The sequence below is a fragment of the Mesorhizobium sp. M0152 genome (assembly GCF_040322415.1).
Lineage (GTDB): Bacteria > Pseudomonadota > Alphaproteobacteria > Rhizobiales > Rhizobiaceae > Mesorhizobium.
Window position 1 is genome coordinate 1 of record NZ_JAMYTH010000102.1, and the last position, 2,449, is coordinate 2,449.

The 2,449-nt window shown below is 66.9% G+C and carries 2 protein-coding genes; both read right to left on the minus strand.

What is annotated here, in order from left to right:
* Positions 1–252 precede the first annotated feature (252 nt).
* On the minus strand, positions 253–1,446 hold the full coding sequence (locus NKJ26_RS33230) for an IS91 family transposase (protein WP_352700064.1): 1,194 nt from the start codon (positions 1,444–1,446) through the stop codon (positions 253–255).
* Between the two features lie 3 nt (positions 1,447–1,449).
* Complete coding sequence (locus tag NKJ26_RS33235) at positions 1,450–2,355, minus strand: tyrosine-type recombinase/integrase (protein ID WP_352700066.1); 906 nt, start codon at positions 2,353–2,355, stop codon at positions 1,450–1,452.
* Positions 2,356–2,449 lie beyond the last annotated feature (94 nt).

A 2,449-nucleotide genomic window follows, 5' to 3' on the forward strand; every position in this document is an offset into this window, starting at 1 on the left:
GGAACCCGCGGGCCACAGTCGATGTCTATGGGGATTTCGATTTGCAGCTGATGTCGGCGATGGCGCGACCGCCGTCGGGAAGCTCTGGGGTGAATGCGGACAGACCGCTTCGTTGCGCCTCCGCGCGGTATTGTCGGGACGGTGGGCGGCTGGGCGCGGCTCTGTCGGAGTCGATAATCACCATAGACGTGCGTCGATCCGTTGCCGGAGGCTGAGGGCCTGCGACTGAAGTCTGGACCATGCCATGCCGGGTCATGGAGCGGTCTCCCGGTTCGTCGCGGTTGCGTCCGGCGGACCGCGTGGCTGCCTCCAGCGTTCGAACACCTCGACGACGATCATGCGTCCGCCGCAGCACGGGCATGACGGACGGAAGTCGTCCGGTTCGTCGGAATCGCCAAGGTCAGGCGGCGCGGCGACGTCCAGGAGTTCGCGGGCGCGGGCGAGGCTATCCTTGCGGGCGGAGCCGGCGAGCAGGCCGTAGTGACGGATGCGGTGGAACCCACGCGGCAGGATATGGAGCAGGAAGCGGCGGATGAACTCGTCCGTCGCAAGCGTCATGACCTGCTGCCGGTCGACGCCGTCGCGACGGTAGTCCTTGTAGCGGAAGGTGACGCCGTTCTCTTGGAACCGGATGAGGCGGCGGTTCGAGATCGCGACTCGGTGCGTATAGCGCGACAGGTAGGCGAGTACCGCTTCCGGTCCCCCGAACGGCGCCTTGGCGTAGACCACCCAGCGCTTCTTCCGGACCGGCGACAGGTATCGCAGGAATGCTCGGCGGTCATCGAGATGAGCAAGTGTGCCGAAGAAGCCGAGCCGGCCGGCGTCGTGCAGAGCGACCAGCCGGGTCAGGAACAGCCGTCGGAACAGCTTGCCGAGAACGCGCACCGGAAGAAGGAAAGCCGGCCGTGACGATATCCACCGGCTTCCGTCAGGCGCGATGCCGCCGCCCGGCACGATCATGTGCACGTGCGGATGGTGGGTCAGCGCCGAGCCCCAGGTATGGAGCACGGCGGTGATGCCGATGCGCGCGCCGAGATGCTTCGGATCCGCCGCGATCGTCAGCATCGTCTCCGATGCTGCCTTGAACAGCAGGTCGTAGACGAGCGCCTTGTTCTGGAACGCGATGTCGGCGACCTCGGCGGGCAGCGTGAACACGACATGGAAGTAGCCGACCGGCAGCAGATCGGCCTCGCGCTCGGCGAGCCATGTCCGCGCCGCCGCGCCCTGGCATCTGGGACAGTGCCGGTTGCGGCAGGAGTTATAGGCGATCCGCCATTGGCCGCAGTCCTCGCAGGCCTCGACGTGACCGCCGAGCGCCGCGGTGCGGCAATGCTCGATCGCCGACATCACCTTGAGCTGGATGAGGCTCAGGTGACCTGCATGGGCGACCCGATAGGCGGGGCCGGCAGCACGGAAGATATCGGCGACCTCGATCGAGGCGCGCACGGCTCAACCGGGCGGCGTCTTGCCTTCCATCAGCGCCATCAACCGATCGAGCGGCCCGGCGACCGCATGGATCGTCCGGGTCGAGACCTTGGTGTAGAGCGCGGTCGTATCGAGCTTGCTATGCCCGAGCAGCACCTGGATGACGCGGATGTCGACATCCTGTTCGAGCAGGTGGGTGGCGAAGCTGTGGCGCAGCGTGTGCGGACTGACGCGCTTGCGGATGCCGGCGACTTCGGCCGCCTCCTGGACGGCGCGGTGCAGTTGCCGCGACGAGATCGGCGCCGTGCAACTGCGGCCCGGGAACAGCCAGCCATGCGGAAGCATCACCCCGCGCCGCCTGCCTTCGCGCCACCACAGCCGCAGCAGCTCCAGAAGCTGCGGCGAGAGCATCGCGTTGCGGTCCCTGCGGCCCTTGCCCTGCTCGACGCGGAGCAGCATGCGCGTGCTATCGACATCGTCGACCTTGAGATGCGCGACCTCGGATACGCGCAGGCCCGCGCCATAGGCGACGCCGAGCGCGGCCTTGTACTTGATGCCAGGTGCGGCTTCGAGCAGCCGCGCCGCTTCCTCCACGCTCAGCACGTCGGGAAGCTTGCGCTGATACCGCATGACCACCAGCGCATGCGCCAGATCCCGCCGCTTCAGCGTCACCAGGAACAGGAATCGCAACGCCGAGACCGCGCCGTTGATGGTCGCAGGCCCGGCGCCGCTCTCATGCTGATGAAGCTGGAAGCGGCGGATGTCCTCAGACGACGCCGCCTCGGGCGAGCGGCCGAGGAACGCGGCGAAGCGCCGGACGTGACGAACGTAATCCTGCTGGGTATGCGAGCCCAGGCCCCGCATGAGCATGTCGTGCTGCATGCGCTGGCGAAGCGGGCTAATAGGTGCATCGGTCGATGGGGTAGCCATGGCGAGTTCCTCTCGTTGAAGGGAACTCCATGGTCAGATCGACGCCTCTACCCGCTCAAGGTCTATGACATGCACGCCATCTCAGAAGGAGGCG

Coding starts and splice junctions, on each gene's coding strand:
- NKJ26_RS33235 (WP_352700066.1), bottom strand. CDS start 2,355: ATGGCTACCCCATCGACCGATGCACCTATTAGCCCGCTTCGCCAGCGC.